The organism is Paenibacillus sp. T2-29 (assembly GCF_052921365.1).
Window position 1 is genome coordinate 328,681 of the sequence record NZ_JBREVE010000005.1, and the last position, 24,429, is coordinate 353,109.

Below are 24,429 nucleotides of genomic sequence, written 5' to 3' on the forward strand. Positions count from 1 at the left end.
AGGTATCGATGTTCGCAAGTATAACAAGTTTCGAAGGAGGCTCGAGAATGAGGAAAGTAAAGAGAGGAAAATGTTGGATATCAGGAATGGTTATATGGGCTATGGTGCTCCAGCTTGTTATTCCGGGAATCTCTGTCGCATCCGAAAATAGAACTGTTGCTGGAGAAACGCTCATTCCTAAGAATGATGTGAAATCATCGGTTACGGATGCGATTTATCAAATCAAGAATATTCCTAAGAATGACATGGGATTGTCAGTTCCGGATTCAGTCTATCAAATCCGGAATTCTGGATTTGAAACAGGAGATTTGACAGGATGGACCGTTGTCAAAGGCGATGCGTTCGGTCCGAATAGCGTAACCGACGAAACGACTTGGTGGGCGGAAAAAATACCGTATAACCAGGAAGGAGCTTATCATTTAAACGGCTGGAAGTATGACGAATCTGCGACAGGTATACTTCATTCCAGCACTTTCGTGCTGGGCGGCAGCGGCTGGATCAGCTTCAGGCTTGGCGGTGCGAAGAACCCAGACAAGGTATTTATAAATATTGTGGAAGTCGATACGGGACAAGTTATTGCCCGATACGGAAATAGCGCATTCGCCGACGTGGGCTTCCCAGATCCCGCGCTGGGCATGCGGCTTGCCAATATGGTGCAATACAAGGCGGATCTTTCCACATATTTGGGCAAGAAACTGTATGTGGAGGTCGTCGATAATGCAACCTCGGATTGGGGAGTCATTTTTGCGGACGCGTTCTCCATGTACCATGAGTCGGAGCCAGCTGAAGGAATTGTTACGACGGATATCAAGCCGGATTTCAAGCGCTATGAAATCGATAATCCAAGCTTTGAAACCGGAAATCTCGATAGCTGGACGGTTGAGGGAGATGCTTTTGAGGTGACTGATGAAGCTCATGCGAGCAAAGAAGGGAACTTCTATGCAAAATCCTCCCTGCAAGGAAAGGGCTCCATCACTTCTAATACTTTCACGCTTCAGGGAACCGGAACAATTAACTTTACTATTTTGGATATCCTCAAACCAGAAAACGCCTATGTTGCACTTTACGATGCGAACAGCAATACATTGCTTATGAAAACCGGGAATGTCAGTGCGAACGAGAAAATCTCATGGAAAGTGAAAGAACACTACAACAAGAAGCTCTATGTAAAGGTTGTCGATCATTCCAATGAAGCCAGCATTGCCGTTGATAGTTTCCAAGCAAGTGGTAAGGGGACTATTTTCTACTTAAACCTTGATGAAGGCGCAGGAAAGAAAGCGCTGGAGAAAGTACACAATCTTAAGCACGATGTGAACTATGTTTTTAACAACGCCAGGTATATGGCATCGAAGGATCCGAGATGGACTCCGCGCGGAATAAAAGGCGGCGCCTTATTGTTCGATGGATACTCGAATTATATTGAGGTCAATGCAAACGATACTGTGCCTGTAAGCGACGCGTTAACCATCGAAGCTTGGGTTGCACCGCGTAGCTATGAGTGGGGAGACGGAAACAAGCTGTCTGCGATCGTAAACCAATCTGATCAGGATAAAGCGGAAGGCTTTTCTCTTGGTATGTATCGGCACGGTACATGGTCGATGCAAGTAGGCATTGGCGGTCAGTGGATTCAGGTATGGGTAAAGGATCACCCGCTGGAAAAATACAAGTGGAATTATGTGGCCGCTACTTTCAGTAAAGAAGATGGAAAAATTAAATTATATCTAAACGGTGAGGAAGTGGCTTCCCAAGCAACCCCCGTCAACGTTCCGATCACACCATCTACCGAAAGCCTGGTTATCGGGAAAAATAATAAACCTGTAGAGTTAGCAGGGGTGTTCTCTTTCAATATGTTCAGCGGACTCCTAGATGAAGTGAAGCTGCATAATAAAGCCCTTACGAACCAGGAGATACTTGCTGGATATGAGAGCGTGAAGGCGCTTCATGGAGGTTCAATTCCGAAAATTCCGAATTCGGACATTGATGAGGATCCAAGTGTGTTTGACGGAGATCAGCATCGTCCCCAGTACCACGCGATGCCTCCGCAAAACTGGATGAATGAAGCACATGCACCGATTTATTATAACGGCAAATACCATTTATTTTATCAACATAACCCGCAAGGTCCATTCTGGCATCAAATCCACTGGGGGCATTGGATGAGTGACGATATGGTGAACTGGGAAAATGTAAGACCTGCTCTTGCGCCCGAAGCGGGCACCCTAGATCCGGATGGCACGTGGTCAGGCAGTGCAGCGTATGATCGAAACGGCAATCCTGTTCTGTTCTATACCGCTGGCAACGACTCCTTGTCGCCGAACCAAAGAACAGGGTTGGCAACTCCGGCGGATTTGTCTGATCCCAATTTGGAAAAATGGGTGAAATATCCTAAACCGGTAACGGAGCAGAACGGAAAAGGCATCCACAACGAGTTTCGCGATCCGTTTGTATGGTACGACAAAGAGGTGGACAAGTGGTATCAGTTAGTGACATCTGGTCTTCCAGACTTCAGCAGCGGCACAGCTTTGGTGTATGTATCCGATGATATGTACAATTGGGAATATAAGGGGCCGTTATACGTTAGTGACAGAAGCCGTTATCCGGAGTTGGGTACGGTATGGGAGCTACCAGTGTTATTGCCGTTAGGCACAGATAGTACGGGCAAGCAAAAATATATTTTCATGATTAATCCCCATGAAAAGCCGGAGCATGTTCCTCCAGCGAACGATGTGCAAAGAGATGTTGAGGTCTTTTACTGGATCGGGACCTGGGACCGGGATAACTTTAAATTTATTCCTGATCAGGAGGCACCCTCCAAAATGGATGTAGGTGACGGCTATTTAACCGCAGAGAGCGGTCTGGTCACACCCGACGGAAGAACAGTCGTATTCTCCATGATGCAAAATGTTAGAACACCGCAAGCCGAATATCAATCCGGATGGGCTCATAATTTATCTTTGCCGGTTTCCCTAAGCCTCGATAAGTATGATAAATTGCATATCGAACCGATTAAAGAACTGCAGAGCCTTCGAGGGAAAAAGTGGGTTGATTTTTCGGATAAAAATTTGGAGAGTGCCAATCAATTGATTAAGAATGTCAAAGGCGACATGCTAGAGATTGTGATGGAGATTGATCCGCGTGAAGCCCAGAAATTTGGTCTCAAGGTGCGACGCTCGGAAAAAGGCCAAGAAGAGACGCTCATTTACTACGACAAGAAGAACGGGACATTTAACGTGGATCGAACCAAGAGCAGCATTGATCCGGATGTGCGTGTGGACGGCATTCAAGGAGGATATGTAGATCTTAAAGGAGAGAACTTGAAACTCCATATCTTTCTCGATCGCTCGGTCATTGAAGCCTTTGCAAATTACAAGAAGAAGCTGACAACTCGTGTCTATATAGGCAGATACGACTCCTTAGGCTTACAGGTCTGGGCCGATGGCGATATCAATATCAAATCGATGCAAGTATGGGATATGAATGCCTTAACGGGTAAACCGGCTGCTCCGGTCTATGTAACCGATAAGTGGGATAATTCTGTGTATAAGGATATTACAGAGCTGCCTAACCATGATTTTGCTACGGGCGACTTAACGGGGTGGATAACGGAAGGAGACGCCTTCCAGAATGTCCATGTGACCAATACCCAGTTCTTCTGGGACAACATTTACTTCAACCCGTCGCATAAAATTCCGGGCGGCTACCATTTGTGGGGCTTCAACGAGCAAGCCGGCGGCGATAGCTTAACCGGATCGCTAAGATCTCAAAATTTCGTCCTTGGTGGGAACGGTAAGATCAACTTCCTTATCAGCGGGGGCCGGGATATGGATCGTCTGTATGTTGCGCTGGTTCGGGCGTCGGATGGCAAAGAGTTATTTAAAGAGACAGCAACCAATTATGAGGAATATCAACGGAAGATTTGGGATGCGTCGGATTATATCGGCGAGGAGCTATATATAAAGGTGGTCGACCAATCCAAAGGCGGGTTTGGACATATCAACGTCGATGATTTTAATGTACCTGTTCAGGTAAAGAAGAAAACCAACAACTGACTTTTGTTAATACAGAATACCCGTGAGTCCTGTAGTCACTCCGAGCAAACCGAATAGTCAGATAGCTTGTCATTCGAAATGGCAAAGGAGAAGGGCAGGTACTTGTAAAACGAAACTGAATCAATTTTTATTTGGATGGGAGATAAGAGTGTATTTAATTTAATGCTCACAAGCCATAGGATTATGGCTTGTGAGCGCACATTAATGAAAAATAATAAATTCTAACCTTAGTCAGAGAAAGGTTTCGTGTTATAGTTTAATATTCAGCTGAAGGGAACGCCTTTTTTGCTAATCAAATGAAGTTCGTTATGGGTAAAGCATAAGATCAAACCTTTGAGTTTTTTCGTACTACTTATATAAACTAAACCTTTATTATATCGATAAATTTCTGTGCTGCTGTTAATACAGGCATGTCTGTTTGCTGATATACTTAAAAATCTTTCGGGAATTTTTTCATTAATAATTAGAAACTTTGTATATAAGCAACCAGCTGTCGGTAAGCTCCGGCGGCTGGTTGTTGTCCAAAGAAAATAAAGTGTTGGACTATCGTAGCCTCATTAAGCTAACGGACAGGATAATTCCAACTGTTGTTGCTAATATAGTTGACAAAGTCAATTAAAATCATTATATTTTTCACTTAGTTGATATTAGTCAATTAAAGTATAAGGATTAATGTAGTTCAGTTAATTTAGGAGGCTTACAAATGGGTTCGGAAATGTCCTTAATCCCGACTATTCGCAAATTTAACCGATTCTACACGAAGGTGCTCGGGTTGCTTGATAAGCACCTTCTGGATAGCAATTTTTCACTTTCGGAAGCCCGAGTTCTTTACGAAATCGGCAACACGGAGCATTGCACGGCCAGAATGCTCATCGACCTTCTAAGTATCGACGCGGGCTATTTAAGCCGGATTCTCAAACGGTTCGAAAAGCTGGGCGTAATCTACCGGGTCCAATCCGAGAAGGATGGCAGATCTTTTTTTCTGTACTTGTCGAGTCTCGGTGAGGAGACGTTGTCAAAAATGAATACCTTGTCCGATAATCAGATTCGCAATATGATCATCGGATTGCCGTATCAAAGCCAAGTAAGCATTGCCAGAAGCATGACTACCATTGAAAGAGAGCTATCGGACAATCCTACAGAGCGGAGCGTAAGCATCCGGACTGAATTGAAACCAGGAGACGTAGGAATGCTCATTCATATGCACGGATGGATCTATGCAAAGGAGTGCGGTTATAATCTTTTTTTTGAAGGATATGTCTGCAAGACGTTTTACGACTTGCTTCAAACCTACAGCTCGGACAAGGACCGTTTCTGGCTAGCGGAAGCCAATGGCGAAATAATTGGCAGCATAGCTATCATCAGCCATTCTAATGAAAAAGCGCAGTTAAGGTGGTTTATGCTGCATCCGGATGCCAGAGGAATGGGACTCGGGAAAAAGCTTTTACATGAGGCGATCAGTTACTGCAAAGAAAGAGGTTACCAGTTCATTTTTCTGGAAACGACAGAGGACCAGAAAACGGCTATTGGCATGTATGTGAAAGCAGGTTTTCAGAAGATTTCCGAACAAGAAAACGAATCTTGGGGTAAACGTCACATTGAACAGACTTATGAGCTTAATCTCCATGAAGCATGATGAATAAGCTTTCATAATGGTAAAGATACAAGCTATTAAGCTAACGGGCTTAAACTATAATCGGGCCGTATTTGACGGTGTCATTCTCCTGGTAGAAACCGACAGGGTTCCGAAGGCACCCGCAAAAGCTAACTCGCCTGCCGACATGAAGATTGGAATTTCGCCGGCTTTGCCATTACCATTGGGATGACGGTTTATAAAACGGCTTTATATTTTGAGGCTATCCTCAAAAGGATAGCCTCTGACCATATAAGTACGTGTTCCAAAAGTACCCCCTAATTAGTGCGAGTTCAAAAAAAGCTTATAGAATCTCTACAAACTCATTTCAGTGTAGAACCCCAGTCATACGGATCACTGTGGTCGGTGTAAATACCCTTCACCACACGATAGGCAAGCTTGGGTCTGCGATATTCGTTAACCAGCCCCTTGTTATTGAAGGAGCGTGCCCGGTCTCTGAAGTGCGGTTGATGGCTCAGAAGTTGGCCCCGTGTATCTGCAAATTGCCAAACGTAAGTGCCACTAATCTTCGGATCGCTTCGGAAGAGCTTCAGCGACTTGCCGAGCAAATCAGCTTGATAATCCTCGCTGAATAAGCGCGGTTCCCAGCCAGAATCTCCATATACACCGGCTCCACCAAATTCGGTCATGAGCACCGGGGTATACTCTGCTCCATATTCATTGCAACGCTCATAAAAGACTTTAAGCATCTCCTCAAACTCGACATGTCCGAAGTACCATCCACCATAATAGTTAATCCCGATGACATCGAATAGTCCAAGACAGATGTCTGTCATAGGGTGCATCGTGGCAAAAGCAACCAGCCTGGATTGATCCTTGCTTCGAACGAGCTCGGTCATTTTGACAGATAGAACATAAGCCTGCTGAGAACGTGTATCAATCTCGTTGTGTACAGACCAGAACAGGATTGAAGGATGGTGAAAATCTCGCTCGATCATCTCATCCATCATGGTCAATGCTCGTTCCACGAAGAGGGGATCATCTGTCTCCTTGGCGGGAAAAGCAGCGCCCCAAATCGGAATTTCGCTCCAGAAGAGGATACCTTGCTCATCAAGCAGGTCGAGCCAGTACTCACTCTGCGGATAATGTGACCCGCGTACCGTGTTGCATCCCATCTGACGGATAATATCCAGTTCTTTGGTCATCAATTTGTTGGGAAAAGCGAAACCCCATTCGGGGTGTTCTTCATGACGGTTAACACCCTGCAGGTAAAGTTCTTTGCCATTTAGCAGAATCTTCTTGTCTCGCGTCTCTACGGTACGGAACCCAATGCGATCTGTCAGATCATCCTGACCCACGACTACTCGAATCATGTATAGGGCAGGATCTTCCTGATTCCAACGCTGGAGGTCTGACCATTCTTGTTCCAGCACAAGTTCCGTGCTACCCTTAGCTGGAAGGTAAGCGTTTTGATTTTTAAATATCTCATTATTCCGATAGAGAGAAACAGGGACATCAACGGGTTTATCTGACAACGAACGGAGCTTGAGCACGATTCGGGTATCTGCACTGGAATCTCCTGTCATCTCATAGGTAATGCGGATTCCCTCAACCCATACATCTGGCAAACGCTGAACCTCTACGGGCCGTATGATTCCGCCGTAATGAAACCAGTCTACGATATGATAGGGTAAGGTGTCGGTCCCCAGAGTGCTGTCTGTGCGGACAATGAGTTCGTGTACACCAGAGGTAACATCCTGAATAGTAAAGTCAAAAGGAGTGAATCCACCATAATGGTACCCTAAATGCTGTCCATTCCAATATACATCGGCATGTCCCATGACAGCGTGAAACAGTAGACGCAGATGGCTGGGATTGTCAAGGGTTACCCATGTCCGGTACCACGCAACACCTTCGTATTCGTATTTGCCGAGCTCGTTATTCCAACAACCTGGCACAGGCACACGATCATGATTGGAAGGGAAATTCGTATTCCACTCTTCAGATAATCCAACATTATTCTTGTCAAAAACGAAATCCCATAATCCATCAAGCTGTTGGGATTCCCTAAGTCGATGCTGCTGAAACGTTCGAATCATATTCATCATCTCCAGTATATTTTTGCAATAGAACATCATGGATGGCCTGTATGTTGGAAGTGTAGCATTGGTACCAAGCCAGCGACAATGGCAAAAACAATCTTCATCATTTGTCATAAATGATACTATTAAGGAAAGGAGGAATTTATATGGACTACGCCTTGGGAAATATGGTAGTGCATATCCATTGGGTAATCGCTAAGCCGCCCTTGCCAGGCTGGGAAGATATACGGCAGACGGTATCAGGACATACCTTTTATTACATTTACAGTGGGAAGGGAACCTTTCGTTGTGAGGAGAGTGATCTAGAGGTTAGCGGGGGAACATTGGTATACCTATGGCCTGGACTGCCTCTTTACATGAAATCGTCTGATGCACATCCACTCCGAATGACGATGATACTGTTTGATTGCGCTTCGCTCATAAAAAATGAGAACGAATGGGATACGCCAAAGTCGATTGAGCGGCTGCGGCTTTCATTTCTTATGCCTCTACAGAGTGAGCGTGCGGGCCGGATTGGGGAACAATTCCGGGAAGCGGAAAGGGAATGGGTACCTGGAGATCTTGTGCGAGAGACCAGAGTAAAGTCAGTCTGGTATCGTTTGGTACAAGAGGTACACGAGGCAGCGGAAGCAGGAGGGAGGCACGACGATGGGGACGGAATAGTAGAGGCTCTTCGTAAATTCAAGGAGAAGTTAGATACGGCATTTGCTACCGAGTTGCGGATTACTGAATTGGCGGAGCAGACGGGTTTCTCACCTGTTTATTTACGCAGAACCTTTGGATCCCGGTACGGGTGCAGTCCCAAGGAGTACCTGAATCATCTTCGCAATGAGCACGCCGTTCGCCGGCTCCTGTTCACAAGTGATTCCGTCACAGATATCGCGAGAGCCTGTGGCTATTCTGACGTATACCAGTTCAGTAAAACGTTCAAGAAGCGCAATGGTCTCTCTCCGATCGAGTACCGAAGAATGCAAGGAAATTGATACCAAGGGTGATATCATCAGATTTGCGTTTGAATTTGATTCCCAACAATGTACTTAAAAGAGGACAAAGCCTAACAGAGAAGATTTAAGGCTTCTAGACAACTGTACAACGCAAATCAACATTATTTCTCCTTTCATAGGGAGAAACACGGCCATAAGTCTCTCTGCGGTTTTAGAAAGCGATGAGGAGCTTGAGTGCAACATCATAACCCGCTTCTATCGGGAGGATTTTATACAAGGCGCAAGCAACATTGATGGCTTAGATAGATTGTTAAGTGCTGGTGCCAACATATATGCGCTGCAGGACCTACACTCAAAGCTATATATATTCGATGGGACTTCGGTTATTACCAGATCTGCTAACTTTACGTTTAATGGTTTCTATAAGAACCATGAATTTGGTATGTTAATAGAGAATGAACCGGTTTTTGCTAATGAATGTTCCGATTACTTCAATGGAATCCTTGAATCAAGGTGTTTGATGAAGAACTGGTTCTGATTGCGGAACCCGGCTTGCATCAGATGCCCGAAGTATTAGGTAAACCGATGTTGTTCTTTGAGATCGGGTGTACACACAGAATTCAAGCTGAAGCTTTTCTACATAGCCGTGGTGTCCATACGCTCAATGTAATGGAATTTGGTACACTGAACACGATCCTAAGTGGTGTATCTGCCGGAATAGGGGTATCTTTACTCCCGCGATAATCGGTTGTTCAAGCCGAATTAAGAGGAGAGGTTTCAGTGATATCTTTGCCAGAGCCATATTGCAGGTTGGAAGTGGGACTTGTACATGCCCAAAGTGAACATCTATCGGCCGCATTACGTGGCTTGCTGGAGATGATGACAACCAGGAGTAACGAAGGCTAAAAAATTCTATTTCATAAAACTCTATCGGGGTTGTATTGTTATTAACAGTGAGGGACGAACTCGAATTCGTTAGATCGAGGGCCTAATCAATAATATTTTACATCGGTACAATGATGGCAGGCTTTATCTCACCTATAAAAGGAGGATGTTTCATGGAATCAGCGGCATTAGAACCAATTCGGGCTCTTTTGAATCAGGCATATCAGACCGTAATGGGGAAGAGCTGTACGCGGGAATCGGAGCAGGCGATCGTTGATTTTGAGAAAAAGCACAACGTTATTCTTCCCGAGTCGTACCGGGACCTTTTGCTGTACTACGGTGCCTGCCACTTCGGTGATCCTGCGCTCTATTCCGTACAGGAATTGGAATGGGCATACCCTGCATTTGTGGAAGCGTATCATGAGTATAAGAAAGAGTACGACCTGCCTGAAGACCTGAATCCGTTCCCGATTGGCGGTTTTGGAGAAGGAAGCATTGCTGTTCTGGAACGGAATTCGGGTAAAGTTCTGATGCTTATCCACGACTATGCAGGAGATTATCCATTTCAGGAGGTAGCGCCTCACTTTAACGGATTGATGGAGATGCTGGCCGGTTCTGCGATCTGGGTTCAGGAACAGATGAAATAGTCAGACTAGGTGACAGATTGCTCTTGAATGTATTTGCGATATAGGGAAGGCGTGATCTCTTCGAATTTTTTGAAAATTTTGATAAAGTACCCTGATTCGTTAAAACCCAGCTCATCACTGATCTGTGAGATCGGCATGTCGGTAACCTCCAGCAATTGCTTGGCCCACTTGATTTTGAGCTTGGCCAGATAGGTTGTGAAATTCTCCCCGGTTCCTTGGCAAATAGTCTGCTGAAATAGCTTGGACTAAGGTGGCATAGATTTACCATGTGTTTCAATGTCACCTGCTCACTCTTGTGACTGTGACGCTTGGGCTGTTTTTGAGATAGGCATCCGCAATCGCATTGGTCATTTCCTTTTTGATGGATTCAATATTGCGAATGGAGTACCCAGGCAAAATCGTGCATAGATTAACGGATTCCTGGGAGCCGGAAGCCTTCTCGAACATCTCCACCAGCAAGTTTTTATTGAGAGCTTCCTCTACAATATAGTTGCACAGCAGGGACAGCATGTTGGAGATTTTTACAATCTCTTCATAGGTCATGACAGGCAGCTGTTCATAATCGTCCTGCAGTTCCTGCAGCTTCGCTTCATGCATGGGCACATGTAAGTTGAAATTTGATATAAGAGAGTATTTAAAGCAGACATTTAGTTTGTTATGTGTTGAAAAAAAAATGTCCTGTTGAAAGGACGGTTTAAGCCTTTATTATTTTCATTTTCAGGAATCTAACCAACAAATTTATGAGGATAGGCAAGGATAATATGACCATTGCAATAATTTATCCCCCCAATTCGGAATAGAGCCTGAAAACAGAGTGTAGGCCATCATTCCGAACAAAGCTAAACGTGTTAAAAGGCCAATCAGATTTTTCATGGGATACAGAAAGCTGGCGATCAGCACTATTATAATAAATTCTTGCGTTAAGATAATTCTGAAGAAGTATGCTAGTATCGATCTGGAAACTTTTTTACACGTACCTGCCTGGATTTCTCGGATACCTTATAGTAAGCTGTTTACATAACCAGTCAGCAGAAAAAAATATGAGTCAAACTCAATACTGATTTGGTATGTTATCAACTTTTTCAGCCTCCTTATAAGCTTCTATCAAATAATGGTGCTGTTTTCCCTTCGGTAATTTTTTCTTCAGGAATGCGAAAACCATTGTTGGCTAGGACATCCAGGGTCATCTGGATGTCCTTCTTTGTTGCCGCAGCTTGCTCATTATTTAGAATAGTCGATAATTTACCGTTTGATTCGAAAATAGCCAAATCTACATCTTTTATATTACCGACTTTGTTTTGTCGTAGGCTAACTTCCACCTCACCAGTGGTTAACTTGGCCTTTTTAATCTCCTTCAGCATCATTTCACCGTCTTTAATAACTACGGAAGGGACGGCGATCATAAGACCCTAAATTTCGGTATGTATTGCATCATTTTCGTTATGATTATAACTACAATAATGAGCAGAGTGCCTCCATAAATTGCCTCCCACTCATTTTTCATACCAAGGGGTTGGATAAGTACCGTACCTATGGCTATTCTTATGACGGCTTCGGCCACTGTCATTTCTGCGAGCGATCTTTTTCCAGCAAGACGAAACAGCATAATTCCAACCACTACAATCAACAATGCTTTTAATGGATAAGGTAAGGATGGCAACTTACTTAGCCAGTGTCTCAAAGAAGGTATATTGTACACCCAGTCTTTAAACATCTCATGCTCACTCCCATGATTTTTTTTCTATCATTACCTTAATCTATGAAAAATATGTACACCGACATTAATACAAGCATTTATGCAGAAGTATTTCCTCTTAAAGCCCACCTTGTAAGCCGCCTTTATTTAAAGCGACTGCCAGAGAGCCGTGTTACCGCTGTTCTGTGAAAATAAAGTGTTAGACTGAAAAATAAAGTTGTAGACTGGCAGCCGGCATTAGCCAACGGGCAGGATAATGCAACCATTAGATGAACTTATGGTTCTCATATGATACAATCGAGCGGAGATTCACTTCGCAGACAACTGGTGGCACTTCGCGCCGAATGGAACTTGGTACTAAAAGGAGGGGCAGGACACATGCGAGAAGAACAGGAAATATTCGCGGACGAAGGATATAACAGGTCGTACGCAATTGCTACGGGTTTGCCGATTTTGAATATTAGGGGTAGCATACCGCGTGAAAGTAACGGCCAACTACCGTTTCCGTGGGTGACAACGGGCATCAGGATTGATAAAGAACAGATGTTGGAAACCGTTATGAAGCAGAAGACACTCGAGTATTTGTTTAAGATGCAATTCAGTAAGGAGGAAATGACCGACCGCAATTTGGTTGTAGGCTGTTATGAATACAGAAATCCGAATGACAAGGAACAAATAACGCTATATGCGCTGGTTTCGTTGAAGGAATTTCTCGCGAGATACGGCGATGAACGGGCATTAGAGATTATGATGCGAGTTGGCTGCTCATACGAGAAGATTATGGAGGAATGCGATGAAGCCATTGAAGAACACTATGCAGTGTTGCGCCGGGCACTTCATTTGAAGAATTTGAGGGACAAATATGACGTCGTTTACGAATGGGTTGAAGAGGAAGGGCAAAAGAAGTACATAATCAGATACACCAAATCGAGTTATACGAAGATTAAAGCTGAATCATTCGTAGAGTTAACCAAACTCTATGATGAGCAACGGAAGAAGGATGCAAAGAAGACGTTCTCGACTCTGGAGCCGTTAGAAGCATTCATGCAAGCATAAGAAAACCGCCCGTTTACAGAGCGGTTTTTCAACATTTCATCGAACGAAGATTCGAGGAATATCAGAGGATTCTCGGCAAGTCGCATCGGAAAGTGCTGACCCGTGCGCCAGATATGGTCGAATTAACAGAGAACGTTAGTTCAATAAACCAGCGGCAGTCTAAGACTTTATTTTCAGGTCCTTGACTGCCGCTGGTTTTATATATTTGGGTCGTCCTATCGGTTTATGTTATAGACGCCCGACGTCAACTCAAGCTGTCCAACGCTTCCTTGATGGCTGGGCTTAACGTATAAGTGTTGATGATCGTCTGGAGGGACTCGGCGCGCGTCGCACCCGCATGCGGGTCGAAGCGCTGTTTCGTCTTCCCAGTGAAGATGCCCAGTGCCGTAGCCTTCTTAATCGCCTCCGCGCCGTACGCGCCGTCCAAATCGCTAAACGCTACATCAGATGTATCGCGGTTCAAAATATATGCATTCAGTACTCGAGTGATCATGAGGGCCATCTCTTGGCGCGTTATCAACTTCTCCGGACGGATCGTGCCGTCCTCGTATCCCGTCATAACGCCGACCGCTACAAGCTGCTTTAAGTTATCGGAAGACCAATGCCCCTCGATATCGCTGAAGGCCGCGAAATCTTCCTCATTGATCTCAACTTTTCTACTAGCCATATCCACGAAGCCCCTGTCGATCATCGCCGCGAATTCGGCCCGCGTAATGACCGCATCGGGCTCGAAGCCACCGGTAGGGTACCCGTGGATGACGCCGAGCTTAGTCAGCTTCTCGACGTTCGGGATAGACCAGTGATCCCCGAGATCGTTGTATTGAATCGACGCGAATTGTCCGCCGTTTTCTAAGATTTCTGCCGTTCTCGCTTGAACGCCGGCAATGACGTTGCTGTCCGCACGAACGACTTGGCTTCTGAAAATATCGTTCGGGTCTTGGGGGATTTCCCCGTTTCCTTCCGGCTTCTGCGCATCCGGCTGTTCCGGCGTCGTTGGCTGCGCCGTCGGGGTCGTTGGCTGCGCCGTCGGGGTCGTTCCCGTCGTCGGGTCGCTTCCACCGCCACTTCCGCCGCTGCTTCCGCCGTCGCTTCCGCCGCTGCTTCCGCCGGACCCGTTATCGGAGTTGCCGGAATCGTCGGCGTTTACCGTCTGATGGAGCGTGGCGGAGGTGCTGCCTTCGAACTGAATGTCTCCGCTGTACGTCACAGTAATGGGATGCACGCCTACCATGAACTGCGTCGTCGAGTAGGTTGCCGCGCCTACCGTCATCGGTACGGCATCCAACACCGTGTCGCCATCCTTGAAGGTCAAGGTACCTGTCGGCGTACCGGAGGGTCCCGTTACCGTCGCGTGAATCGTGACGGACTGACCTACCGTAGACGGATTTCGCGTACTCGTCACGGTCGTGGTCGTGGACTTCTTCGGCACTGCGTCGGTCACGACTTGACCAAGCGGAGCGGAGGCGCTTGTCCCAAACGCTCCATCGCCGCTGTATACCGCAGTAATTTGATGCGTCCCGATGCTTAAATCCGACACGGAATAAGTCGCCTGTCCTACCGTGAGCGGAGCGCTGCCCAGTACCGATTCGCCGTTCTTGAACGTAACCGTCCCCGTCGGCGCGGCCGTCACCGGGGAATTCGACGGCTTCGACACGGTTGCCGTAAAGACGACTTCTTGTTCGACCGAAGCCGGATTCGCGCTGCTTGCTAACGCCGTAGAGGTAGTAGCCTTACTTACGGAATATACCAAGCCACCTCCGCTGACAAGCACCATCTGCCCCGGCAGGTCGATATTAATGGCGTTAATCCCTATTCTTCCGAAGCCGTGATTGAATTCCGACCAATTCCGAGCATCGGTTGAGTAAAGGATTTTTCCGTATTCATTGGAGATGACGTAATACCCGCGTGCATAAGTAACGCTGTAAATATCCGGGTCATCATATTTGAAGCCATACGCTTGCCAAGTTTCCCCGCCGTCTTCGGAGATCGTGATCGTATTGTACATGCCCACGGCCATGATAGGGCTTCCGTCGGCCGGGACCGTGACGTCCACCAAGTGCTGACTCGACCCGGATTCTCTTTGGGTCCACGTGACGCCGTCCGTCGAGGTCGCGATCAGACCGTACTCCCCGACGGCGACCATCGTGGTTCCGTTCGTTCTGATTTTATTGAACCGCTTGTTCTCCAGCGCAGGACCTTGCACCGCGATGTGTTCCCAGGATTCGCCGTCGTCGTTCAGCTTGAAGATTCTGCCGAGCTGCGGCATCGTGGCCGTCTCGTAGCCTGCCGCATAAAAAGACCCCTTGAAGTAGGCCACGCTTGGCATGGACGGCTTAAATCCCGGGTAGTAGATGGTTTTTTCGAACGATTCCAATGCCCGTGTGGTCGTATCCCAGCGAATATATCCGCCAGAACCGACGACGGTGAGGAAATTCCCGTTGCCGTCGCCGGCCGTGTCCATCTGGGCGTTATTGCCGTACAGCTTCTTCCAGCTCGACCCACCGTCGTCGGAGTACGCACGGTTGTTCTTTCCAGTGAGGTAGAAGATCCCATCCTCATAGCTGATGGTCCCAAACCCTTCGGGACCGAGTCGTTCATGCTTCGTGAGCACGATCCCCTCCATCGGGTTCGGGCTTGCGTCCGCGCTTGCCGGGAGTCCTGGGACTAGTGTAGTGAAGGTTACTGCCGCCGCGATAAGCGCGGCGAATCGTCTCGTGCGTGTTCGAAGCATCATGATGTCTTCCCCCTGAGGTTCGGTAATGAAGTGGTTAAAATACTCAGGATGTAGAATACTACACCGGCGGTTGCAGGGCAATAAAAATTTAATCACGCTAACTTTCAAACTTTCCTTTTTATCGGATGTCGCTGTCGTACCGGATAAGCATTGTAAATTCCGCTGCACGCTTAAAAATGCAAAATGGCTTCTACCATAAAGGAAGTGGTCGGTACAAAACTAAACGATATTTTCGGGAAATAAAATTAAGCGTTAAGCCCGGTGCAATATTGTCGGTTTTTTACACAGAACTACTCCGCAAATCTTCAAGCGTAATCATTAATTAGGGCTTTGTTAATGCTGTTGATTCCTGGCAGATGGGATGGAAGGATTTAGCCTCATATCGGGAGTGGGCCAAAAACCCTGCTCTTGCCCATCTGAAAGAAGAAGACATTCCACCGGTTTCCGATGTTCAAAATATTTCGCAAAGTAGAGCGTTCGTGGATAAATCGTGCACCCGATGTGGGAAGAGACTGAGCCAATGATTGTATTAGATCGTCTGGTATAAAACTGTTTAACAAATAGGTCACTTGGGCTCAGAGTGACCTATTTGTGTTTTCAAAAAGTGGAAAAGTGGTATTCTGGGCAACAAAAATCGCATTCATTATCCTTGGCGTTTTTGTCTATAGAGTTGTGCATTTGAATATAGAGAAGATAAGAAAAGCGACTACCAGATTGTATTCACTAGTCCCTAATTGGTAAACCATATCAAGAGATAGGTGTGGAAAACCATGAAGGAAAAAGCTGCAGCCTCACCAAGTAAAAATAGCGGAGACAATATTATTTCTCAAAGATCGGCGGAAGCGCAACAGTAAGAGAAGTGTTTAGTGTCCCTAAAGGCGGGGGTCATGTTAAACTTTGTTTGAAGAATCATTCTGATCATCCAGTAAAGGTAAGTTTAACTCACATTGATTCAAACAAATTATATATCGAAAGTTTAGTAATCGCTCCTCACGATACAGTGACTTGGAATTCCAACGACCAAGGTTTCAGCGATGGTTTGCGTTCTGGAGACTACATACTTCATTGGAGAGGCGGTGATTATAAAGTTGACGGGGAAACATGGGGAGTTGCTGGCTCAAAGCCTGAAACGTCTAAATGATATGAACTTTAAAAATTCATCACCGCAGGCAGTTCTTTACTTTCTTTCCCTTTGCCCGCCTTCAACGGATAACTGACATACATGTGAGTTTGATCAACAGTTCAAAAACAAAAAAAAGGCGGTACTCTGAATTTTTTCCATTCAAAGCTTCCACTAATTCTAAAGAAATATCATATTCCAAGGATGTTAATCATCACTTGCAATACCTGTGACGATTACTAAACTATTCTCAAAAAATCCACATGATCAAATCCAAAATTAAAGTATCCTACCCCATTAAGCCGCGGGAACAATAGGCTAATCGTCATGTTGCTATTGATGTTACCCTTCATTTTGTCTAAAGCGCGACTGCCAACCCGTTAAGAACTAGCTCGGTGATTTCATTAATTGGCCACGGAATGACTCCATCAATCTCCACATTAGGTTCACTGAACTCCACGTCAGGTTGTATCACCAACTCCTCTAATGCCCCTCCAAATTGATTAATCTTAACTCTCAGGCTCTCCTGGAATTGTTCTAAACAGTTCCCTTGTACAACCAAATGCCTCGTGCGTGCATTTTCTCTGTTGATGTTGTTGCTGTCCTGAACCATAATACGTGGTCAGTGCATTCTTCTGATCATCATTGATGTAGGGAAGGTTATCCTTTACAGGGGATATACTGCTGTATCGCTGATAGTAAATATCAACTAAAAACTTATATAAATCCTCACCAGTCTTTGGCTTCTTAGAAAGAGTTTTATTGTTCTTCTCAAATATTCTATAATCTAAGCCAGATTTTGGATTAGTGCATTCTTCGAAGAAACAGGAGTGTGAATGTTCAGAATTTGTTCAGTCATACCATGCTAAAATCTTCGTATCAAAATAACAGCCAAAACCTACATAAGGAGAGAGAGTGATTGTGAACAGGGAAGCAGCATTGTTTCATATAAATATTTATTAAATGTATGTCGATACTGCAATGCATATAAAATCTGCTGGATACGTTGGAGGAATTGCAGGCTATAATGTGCGGGGCACCGTCAGCCAAAGTTATGCAACTGGCCAAGTGGATGGACTATCCCGCGTTGGTGGTTTAGTCGGATACAATTCTATCGGAATCGTGAGCAATTCTTATTCAACGGGTTCAGTCACAACGACCGTCAACCGAGCTGGAGGACTTGTTGGACAAAATGCTGGTCAGGACCATCATAATCCCGTCCTAATCGGGCGATAAGCCGTCATATGACAGTAAAAACGCATCATGGTGACATAATGGCATCTTGGCAGTATGACAATTACTTTGCAATACTCGGGGAGACAAATCGCTTCGCAACGAATGTCAAACAATAACCCTGGGGAGGAAAAAAATGAACAAGAAATTATTAACGAGGCTGGCACTTACTACAATATGTAGTATAAGTTTGGCCGGTTGTTCCACAGAAGAAATCCCATCAACACCATCCAGTTCGGGCAATACGCCTGCATCTAAACTTGAAACTGCCATGAAGGACAACCAGACTCCATTACAGTGGCTGGAGAAGAATGCAAGCAAATTAACAACAACAGAGCCTCGTGCTTCTTTGGAAGATTTACAACCACTTAAAGAGATGATAGGGTCTGCTTCTATTGTTGGTTTAGGCGAAGCTTCTCATGGCATGCATGAAGTATTCACGATGAAACACCGTATCGTACAGTATATGGTTACGGAATTGGGGTTTACAAACCTCGTCTTAGAGGAGGACTGGGGGAAAGGATTGATGCTTGATCAATATGTTCTTACAGGTAAAGGGCATCCAGACAAAATTCTTAGCCCCGTGTTTAACAATAAAGAAATGACGCAAATGTTGGAATGGATTCGTGACTACAATGCCAATCCCAAACATCCCAACAAAATACGTGTAATCGGGATGGATCAAAAAAAATTAGATGAACCTGTGTTTAACAAAATTTCGGACTATATCCAACAATATCATCCGGATTTGGTTTCTCAATTAAATGACAAAATGAAAGAGCTTATTTCCGCAGCAAAAGATGAAGAAAGTTTTGAGAAACTGCCGAAAGATGAGAAAGAAAAGCATCTTTCCAATGCCCGGTCTATTATTGAGCTGCTAGAAAAAAATAAAGCTAATGCCGGCAAGCAAAAAGAAGCTTACGCATGGGCATTGCATAGCTCCCGTATTATCGAGCAATTTATTCATATGCTTTCAGCTGAACAACAGCCGGAGTTCTTCTTAAGACATGATATTGCAATGTATAAAAATGCGAAGTGGACACAAGAACAATGGGGGAAAACCATTGTATGGGGTCATAACGGACATATATCCAAAACCAATACTCTTCCATTCGTATATCCGGAGATGTCAGGACAACATTTGGCTAAACATTACGGCGACAAATACGTATCCATCGGGACTTCAATCCATTCAGGTTCATATAACGTTGTTAATGAAAGCGGCAAATTCGGTCCTTACGGAACGGTTAGAATCGATGACCCTAATAGCATTAACTATACCGTCGGACAAGTCAAACATGATCAATTTTTTGTAGACTTGCGCAAAGCAAGCGGTTCGGTGAAAACTTGGTTAGATGAAACCCGTCCTACATTTGCCGGAATAACAAAATTGGGACCTGAAGTACCTTTGTTTGTAGACGCTGCATTCGGCAAGACATTTGACATCCTTTTCTATATCAAAAAGGTCACTCCATCACAAATGAATGAATAATACGAATCCTTAATCAAAAGGAGAAACGAAATGAACAAAATTTCTATGCTCACTGTATCGGCAATGATTACCGCGGCTCTATTACTGCCATTACAAGGAACTGGTTTTGCAAAGCAGGCGGCTCCCCTCGTTACTACTTACAGTCAAAATTCGCAGACCAAAGCCAAGCAACTTATCGATGAAGCTGCTAACCATCAAAATATACCGGGCATAATTGTAGCCTCCTCAAACAAAGGATCAAAATGGGCATATGCTTCCGGTGAAGCAAGCATTTACGGTACCGACCCGGTTAAGACGAACTTTACTTTCCGGATCGGTAGTCTAACAAAGACGTTTACTGCAATGGTCGTTCTTCAGCTTGTTGATGAACAAAAACTGAGCCTGGATGACACGATAGAAAAGTGGCTGCCTGATGTTGTTAAGGGTACAGAATATGAAGGGGAACATATCACGATTCGGCAACTATTAAACCAAACAAGCGGTATTCCTGACTATTCAGAACACAAGGATATTCTCGATAAATTACTCCCAAACCCGTTACATTCCTTTACTGCAGACGAATTAGTTCGTACCGGACTGAGCATGAAAGCAACCTCTAAGCCTGGAGAGAAATGGGTTTATTCCAATACGAATACGGTACTGGCAGGGATGATTATTAAGAAGGCTACTGGAGAAACATACGGGGAACATATTAGGAAACGTTTTATAGCTCCCCTTAATCTGACGAACACTTATGTACCCGACGACTACTCGTTTATTCCAGGTGAACATGCACGAGGATACTTCGTACTCGACGGTCAATTCATAGACAGAACTGAAATGAATCCCTCTTGGGCAGATGCTGCGGGATCTATGATCTCCACAGCGGATGATATGAATACATTCTTCAAAGCTATACTTAGTGGCAAGCTATTAAAACCAGCTACTTTAGATCAGATGTTAACTGGGGTTGAAACTCCAGCAGGTGAATACGGCTTGGGGATCCTTGGAACAAAGCTGACGAATGGTATTACGATTTGGGGGCATGGCGGCAACTTTCCAGGATTCGCAACGTTCGCAGGTGGAACTCGCGGCGGGGATTATGTACAAACCCTTAATATCAATGCGATGCCTTCTGAAATTAATACGTTGCCTCTTTCCAAAAGCATTGCCGAGCAACTCATTGGCTCTTCATCACATTAAGAACACCAGCAAGCTGGCACCGGAAATTTCCTATTCCGGTGCCAGCTTGCTGCCATCTCGGCCCCGACCGTTTCCTCTGCCCGCGACGGAATGTCCGAGATAAACAGTCTCAATTTACGTTATAACTCACACCTGCGCGAACGCATGGGACATTTTCCTGATCGGATTACCGATGGATACGGGTGCAATCTTGGGCCAGCCCAAACATCCAAATATATGCGAAGTTTAGTTACACCCCATATGCTCTCATTTGTAAACCGCCGACATGTAACTGCCCAGAAGATCGATGCAGCCATACGTGACATTCTGAATCAATACAATACACTAAGCCTGCCTAAACTATGGGGAGACGGGAAGACAGCTGCTGCAGACGGAACGAAGTTCGATTTGTACGAAGAAAATTTGTTATCTGAATATCATATTCGTTATGGTGGGTATGGCGGAATTGCTTATCATCATATTTCAGATACCTACATTGCTTTATTTAGTCACTTCATTCCCTGCGGAGTATGGGAAGCTGTCTACATAATAGATGGTCTACTAAAGAACAAATCAGACATCCAGCCTGATACGTTGCACGCTGATACCCAAGGACAATCTACTCCTGTTTTCGCATTAGCGTACCTGTTAGGGATCAACCTAATGCCTAGAATTCGAAATTGGAAAGATCTCATATTTTTCAGGCCAAGTGAAGACACCGTATACGAACACATAGATCCACTATTCAGTGATACTGTGGATTGGGATTTACTTGAAACCCATTGGAAAGATCTCTTACAGGTAGTTCTGTCAATCAAGGAGGGTAAAATTCTACCGTCAACCTTACTTCGGAAACTTAGTAACGAGAGTAAGAAAAATCGACTCTATCAAGCATTTAAGGAATTAGGACGCTAAGCTTATGAAGAAGACGCAACGAATTCTGGCCGTATTGCTGGTGGGGGTACTGCTACTTTTGCAGCTCCCACCTTTTTCTTTTATTACAAACAAGGCTGCAGCGGATACAGAAATTACACCATTGTCCTACTGTCAAATGAAAATAGAGTTCTAGACTGAAAAATAAAGTGTTAGACTCGGCAAATAAAGTTGTAGACTGAGAAAATGAAGTATTAGACTGGTTCGCGTTGGTTAAGTTAACGGACAGTTTTCGTGAACGGACTATGAATGAGTGTCGGTCAGTAAGCTATTCTAACTAACAGTTAACTGATTAAATGGAGGTATGGAAATGAAACCAGATTTAAGGTCGCCGCTAGAACGTTCAATTGATAAACTCGTATCTACCTATGCCGATAGCAGTCAATTGGAGGAAATCGAACGAGGAGATTTGTCTATTCTGAATGCAAGGTATGGAATCGATTTTGATAATCATGCGGAGCATTGGTGTTTCCGTGCTGGATCTGCGTCTGAAGTAGAAAAGGACGACCAATATGAGAACGTAGATTTGTGCGTCAATCAAACGAAAGATCTTACTCAGTTCCTAAGGGTTATGCTTATTGATGCACGTAATGCCGTGAGCAATTAGGATTATCCTCGTCCAAGGACTTATTAGCTCGATTGAAACAATTACCGAATGGTGAACAAAAAGCCAAAGAGACAAAACAAATGATCGACCAGATCCGGAATTTCATCGGTTATCGTGAATATCCGAAATACGACATTGTCAGTCGCTACTTCATCTATAAACAGGCTTTATTAAAGGAAGCGGAACGACTCGTACAGGCTAACGTTCTTCATAAAAAAGAAGATATTTACTATCTTGCTTTTGAAGAATTGCAGGAAACCATACGCACAAATAAACTGGATTACCAGATCATCGACAAACGAAAAGATGAGTACAGATTATATGAAAAACTAACTCCACCACGTGTTATCACGTCTGACGGCTAAATCATTACGGGTCAGTACAAACGAGAAAATATTCCCAGTGAAGCTATTGTAGGCCTTGCTGTTTCTTCAGGCGTTGTAGAGGGGCGGGCTCGTGTGATCCTGAATATAGAAGGGGCTGAACTGGAAGATGGCGATATACTAGTCACCACTTTTACCGACCCGAGCTGGACTCCATTGTTTTTATCCATAAAAGGCTTGATTACAGAGGTGGGCGGACTAATGACCCATGGAGCCGTTATTGCACGTGAATATGGCTTGCAGCCGTTGTGGGAGTGGAAAATGCGACCAAATCGATAAAAGATGGGCAAAGAATTCGCGTGCATGGAACTGAAGGATATATCGAAATTCTGTAATGGATAAATGAGGAAGTTTAATTAAATGCAACTACTTACCACTTAAACGGAAAGATGTACAATCTCGAAAAGTGGAAGCTTTTTCTGGCGAAGCTCGACATGGGTGTGCCGAATCAGTTGAAGGTGACCTGATCTTCTATGAACTGGTCTATGATGAGGATGAGGTTTTCGTATACGTATGACAACTTGAGGGACGGATTTTACAGTTATTGTTATATATAAGACGACAAGTTAATACAAGCTTAATAGTCGCGTTGCAGCGGCTTTTTGTTTTAACAATATCTGTTTTTGTCCAAACCAAAAGCCAAGAACAGATATCGTTAGCCGAAAAAACAAGAACATGTATGGTTAACCGTAATTGAAGAGGATTATCAAATATGAGGTTTTTGTGCCTCATTTTTAAGAGAAGTTTTCGGGAACAATCCGGGAAATGTAGGATAATCTAAGATAATTATGTAACTATATTTTTTAAATCTTGAAAATTACATAATTATCTTTATAGAACAAAATAATAAAGTCACGAAAATTTCTCACTGAAGAAGATAACAATTTATTTTTTTTCCAAGATAAGCTGACAGGATATTTTGAAGCTTTATCCGTAATTTTAATATAATTCAACCCTAGTGTTCTACAAATTGAAATAGGGAGTAAAGCCACTCCCTGATTAACCTTTAAAATTTCAACCAATAAATAAGAATCGACTTCAAAGGAAATATTTGGGATGAATCCAGCTTTTTCACAAAGCATGGTTGTAAAGTCACTATATTCTACATTATTAGCAAGAGTAATAAATGGTTCATTGGCTACATGACTTAATGAGATCTCGTTTTTACCCGTAAGTTTGTGGTTCGAAGGTAAAACCAGAACAATATCTTCATTTACCAGTAAACAACTCTCTAGCTCTTCATCTTGAATAGGATGACCTGTTATTCCTAAATCCATTTCTCCTTTTTTTAAACTTGTCAATATTTCGCTTTTGACTCCGATGGTTTGAAGTATTTTTATTCAGGAAAGCGGGTAATACATTCACTGATGAGTCCTGTAAGGAATCTTGAATTGGAAATTGATATTCTTATGGTGTTGGCAATTTGATGTTCCTCCGATCTAATTTCCATTTGCGCATTTTCAATCTCCGTAAAAATCCTGTTTACGTGTTTCAAAAGAATCTTTCCTGACGAACTCAGTTGAATATTTCTCCCTTTCCTTTCAAATAAGGTTGTTCCCAATTCTTCTTCAAGTCTTTTAATAGTCAGGCTTAAAGAGGGCTGAGCAATATTCAATTGTCTGGCTGCATTAGTAAAGTGCTCGGTATAAGCAACTGTCTGAAAGTATTTGAGTTGAAGCAACTCCATTTAGCTTGTCTCCTTATTTATTATGATAAATATATACATACCTTATTATGTATTAGATTAAATGTAAATATAGATATAAGATAATGTCATCAAGTGAAGTGAACAA

16 protein-coding genes and 5 pseudogenes are annotated in these 24,429 nt (G+C 44.1%); 15 read left to right on the forward strand and 6 right to left on the reverse strand.

What is annotated here, in order from left to right; genetic code table 11:
• Positions 1 to 47: 47 nt before the first annotated feature.
• On the forward strand, positions 48 to 4,049 hold the full coding sequence (locus ACU1JV_RS16775; protein ID WP_058830801.1) for a GH32 C-terminal domain-containing protein: 4,002 nt from the start codon (positions 48 to 50) through the stop codon (positions 4,047 to 4,049).
• A 703-nt stretch (positions 4,050 to 4,752) separates the two neighbouring features.
• Entirely contained in the window at positions 4,753 to 5,685 is a 933-nt protein-coding gene (locus ACU1JV_RS16780) for a bifunctional helix-turn-helix transcriptional regulator/GNAT family N-acetyltransferase (protein ID WP_413986173.1), read from the forward strand.
• Between the two features lie 320 nt (positions 5,686 to 6,005).
• Here the strand turns inward: ACU1JV_RS16780 and ACU1JV_RS16785 are convergent, their stop codons facing one another.
• The gene (locus ACU1JV_RS16785) at positions 6,006 to 7,742 is read right to left on the reverse strand and encodes a glycoside hydrolase family 2 protein (protein ID WP_413986172.1); all 1,737 of its coding nucleotides are present in this window, start codon (positions 7,740 to 7,742) and stop codon (positions 6,006 to 6,008) included.
• Between the two features lie 149 nt (positions 7,743 to 7,891).
• Between ACU1JV_RS16785 and ACU1JV_RS16790 the strand changes: the two genes are divergently transcribed.
• From ACU1JV_RS16790 to ACU1JV_RS16810, 5 genes and pseudogenes are all read left to right on the forward strand, one after another.
• Complete coding sequence (locus ACU1JV_RS16790) at positions 7,892 to 8,728, forward strand: AraC family transcriptional regulator (RefSeq protein WP_081317905.1); 837 nt, start codon at positions 7,892 to 7,894, stop codon at positions 8,726 to 8,728.
• A 100-nt stretch (positions 8,729 to 8,828) separates the two neighbouring features.
• Positions 8,829 to 9,227, forward strand: a pseudogene (locus tag ACU1JV_RS16795) (phospholipase D family protein); the annotation flags it as partial.
• Complete coding sequence (locus tag ACU1JV_RS16800) at positions 9,203 to 9,433, forward strand: LysR substrate-binding domain-containing protein (protein WP_058830798.1); 231 nt, start codon at positions 9,203 to 9,205, stop codon at positions 9,431 to 9,433. The pseudogene ACU1JV_RS16795 and the gene ACU1JV_RS16800, both read left to right, overlap by 25 nt.
• 36 nt (positions 9,434 to 9,469) lie before the next feature.
• Positions 9,470 to 9,595, forward strand: coding sequence for a hypothetical protein (locus ACU1JV_RS16805; protein ID WP_301336223.1), 126 nt, complete (start codon positions 9,470 to 9,472; stop codon positions 9,593 to 9,595).
• A 152-nt stretch (positions 9,596 to 9,747) separates the two neighbouring features.
• On the forward strand, positions 9,748 to 10,221 hold the full coding sequence (locus tag ACU1JV_RS16810; protein ID WP_058830797.1) for an SMI1/KNR4 family protein: 474 nt from the start codon (positions 9,748 to 9,750) through the stop codon (positions 10,219 to 10,221).
• A 5-nt stretch (positions 10,222 to 10,226) separates the two neighbouring features.
• Here the strand turns inward: ACU1JV_RS16810 and ACU1JV_RS16815 are convergent.
• The 3 genes and pseudogenes from ACU1JV_RS16815 to ACU1JV_RS16825 form a co-directional block, all read right to left on the reverse strand.
• Positions 10,227 to 10,806: pseudogene (locus tag ACU1JV_RS16815) on the reverse strand (helix-turn-helix domain-containing protein); the annotation flags it as partial.
• Between the two features lie 506 nt (positions 10,807 to 11,312).
• On the reverse strand, positions 11,313 to 11,624 hold the full coding sequence (locus ACU1JV_RS16820) for a YetF domain-containing protein (RefSeq protein ID WP_058830796.1): 312 nt from the start codon (positions 11,622 to 11,624) through the stop codon (positions 11,313 to 11,315).
• Positions 11,621 to 11,935, reverse strand: a complete 315-nt coding sequence (locus ACU1JV_RS16825; RefSeq protein ID WP_058710363.1) for a hypothetical protein — start codon at positions 11,933 to 11,935, stop codon at positions 11,621 to 11,623. The genes ACU1JV_RS16820 and ACU1JV_RS16825 overlap by 4 nt, the downstream gene beginning before the upstream one ends.
• Before the next feature lie 360 nt (positions 11,936 to 12,295).
• Between ACU1JV_RS16825 and ACU1JV_RS16830 the strand changes: the two genes are divergently transcribed.
• Complete coding sequence (locus ACU1JV_RS16830) at positions 12,296 to 12,973, forward strand: hypothetical protein (protein ID WP_025679565.1); 678 nt, start codon at positions 12,296 to 12,298, stop codon at positions 12,971 to 12,973.
• A 244-nt stretch (positions 12,974 to 13,217) separates the two neighbouring features.
• Here the strand turns inward: ACU1JV_RS16830 and ACU1JV_RS16835 are convergent, their stop codons facing one another.
• Positions 13,218 to 15,707: an Ig-like domain repeat protein gene (locus ACU1JV_RS16835; RefSeq protein ID WP_058830795.1), complete on the reverse strand. Its 2,490-nt coding sequence runs from the start codon at positions 15,705 to 15,707 to the stop codon at positions 13,218 to 13,220.
• Between the two features lie 2,101 nt (positions 15,708 to 17,808).
• On the opposite strand from ACU1JV_RS16835, the gene ACU1JV_RS16840 reads away from it, so the two are divergent.
• The 7 genes and pseudogenes from ACU1JV_RS16840 to ACU1JV_RS16870 form a co-directional block, all read left to right on the forward strand.
• Positions 17,809 to 18,063, forward strand: coding sequence for a GLUG motif-containing protein (locus tag ACU1JV_RS16840; protein ID WP_231124633.1), 255 nt, complete (start codon positions 17,809 to 17,811; stop codon positions 18,061 to 18,063).
• A 133-nt stretch (positions 18,064 to 18,196) separates the two neighbouring features.
• Positions 18,197 to 19,552, forward strand: a complete 1,356-nt coding sequence (locus tag ACU1JV_RS16845; protein WP_413986171.1) for an erythromycin esterase family protein — start codon at positions 18,197 to 18,199, stop codon at positions 19,550 to 19,552.
• A 30-nt stretch (positions 19,553 to 19,582) separates the two neighbouring features.
• Positions 19,583 to 20,734, forward strand: a complete 1,152-nt coding sequence (locus ACU1JV_RS16850) for a serine hydrolase domain-containing protein (RefSeq protein ID WP_058830793.1) — start codon at positions 19,583 to 19,585, stop codon at positions 20,732 to 20,734.
• Positions 20,735 to 20,911: 177 nt separating this feature from the next.
• Positions 20,912 to 21,622 (forward strand): annotated as a pseudogene (locus ACU1JV_RS16855) (Tn3 family transposase); the annotation flags it as partial.
• Between the two features lie 10 nt (positions 21,623 to 21,632).
• Positions 21,633 to 21,782: a hypothetical protein gene (locus tag ACU1JV_RS16860; RefSeq protein WP_155617192.1), complete on the forward strand. Its 150-nt coding sequence runs from the start codon at positions 21,633 to 21,635 to the stop codon at positions 21,780 to 21,782.
• Positions 21,783 to 21,956: 174 nt separating this feature from the next.
• A complete protein-coding gene (locus ACU1JV_RS16865; protein WP_040103706.1) occupies positions 21,957 to 22,253 on the forward strand; it encodes a hypothetical protein in 297 nt (98 codons plus the stop codon).
• Between the two features lie 20 nt (positions 22,254 to 22,273).
• Positions 22,274 to 22,971 (forward strand): annotated as a pseudogene (locus ACU1JV_RS16870) (PEP-utilizing enzyme); the annotation flags it as partial.
• Positions 22,972 to 23,439: 468 nt separating this feature from the next.
• Here ACU1JV_RS16870 and ACU1JV_RS16875 read toward each other — a convergent pair.
• A pseudogene (locus ACU1JV_RS16875) lies at positions 23,440 to 24,323 on the reverse strand (LysR family transcriptional regulator).
• Between the last annotated feature and the right edge of the window lie 106 nt (positions 24,324 to 24,429).